The sequence below is a fragment of the Psychrobacter sp. Ps6 genome, from assembly GCF_022129235.1.
Lineage (GTDB): Bacteria > Pseudomonadota > Gammaproteobacteria > Pseudomonadales > Moraxellaceae > Psychrobacter.
Genome location: NZ_JADQAI010000160.1, coordinates 1 through 1,145, shown reverse-complemented (window position 1 = coordinate 1,145; position 1,145 = coordinate 1). Strand labels below are relative to the sequence as shown.

Here is a 1,145-nt window from a genome sequence, read left to right as displayed (position 1 = left end):
GTGAGTCAAATCTGTCACACCTACCCCATGGAAAATACTCATAACATGAGTTTCTGCCATACTTTTGATATTAACCAATCGTGCTTTGCTTGATTGATTTAACGTTCTTTGCCTTTCAACATGCCAAGCGACTAATTGATCAACAGTTTCGAAACGATGGCATTCGATGATTTCCTCTTTTGCAACCTTAACGGAGGCTGCGCTTACCACATCCATAATATCTTTGGCTTGGATAGTAGGATAAGACCCTAATCGATGACTATATTGTTTTCCCTTCTCATATCGATAAAACCACCATGTTCCCCCCGTTCTATTTTGATTAAATCTTAAATACAACGGGCATCGGATATCTTTTAATTGACGAACACGAAGATCATCAATATGGCGTTTAATTTGGGCGTCTGAAATTTTAACGGGAAGTGTAGAAGAGAAAAAAGCTTGTTGATTAATGCGGATTTTAGTTCGACTTGAAAGCATTACTCACCCATTAATGTTGCTTGAATGTTCATACGGCTGATTTGTAACCCTTGACCAGAAAAAGAAACTTGATCGATAGAGCATCGACCTTTGAATGCTCGGGGAAAAGAATCGTCTAACACGATGATCCCTTCTGCAAATGCTGTTGGAACCGGCGGCGCTTCAATAGAAATCTTTCGGCCTTGGCGCTGCATTTTTCTAAGTTCAGCCGCGCAAGCTTGTTCCGCTTCTTGTTTGGAATTCTTATCCTTACCAAGAGTTTTAAATGGTTTTGACCCAACTCTGACTTCTAAGCGTTTCCCCGTATCAGTGGAACCATAAAAGGCTCTAACACCACTAAATTCTTGTCGGCCATCAAGTTCAGCCGATACATTGATAAAATCAGAATTACCTGAATGATTAATTGCAGGAAGTGACAGGGTAACTGATTCAATATCCTTACCTGATGCGCTTCGCTGTTCACCAATAGGGACAAAAATAAACTTACCTTCGACAGGTTTTGCCACAGCATCATAAGATTTAGCCAATCGGTTCATAAAAGCAGGCGTACTTTCATCACTACGATCCAAATGCTCGATTTCAATTTTTTGTAATCTCGGATGCACAAAAACATCAAACCCATGAGGGGTAACACAATCAAACACAACCTGCCCTAAGGTTGTTCTATC

The 1,145-nt window shown here is 40.3% G+C and carries 2 protein-coding genes; both read right to left on the bottom strand.

The features are described from left to right. Window positions 1-477, bottom strand: a 477-nt coding sequence (locus tag I3255_RS14570) for an Arm DNA-binding domain-containing protein (protein ID WP_238039465.1), incomplete at its 3' end; no start/stop codon positions are given. Beyond that, on the bottom strand, window positions 477-1,145 hold a 669-nt coding region (locus I3255_RS14565), incomplete at its 5' end, for a hypothetical protein (RefSeq protein ID WP_238039464.1). The genes I3255_RS14570 and I3255_RS14565, both read right to left, overlap by 1 nt.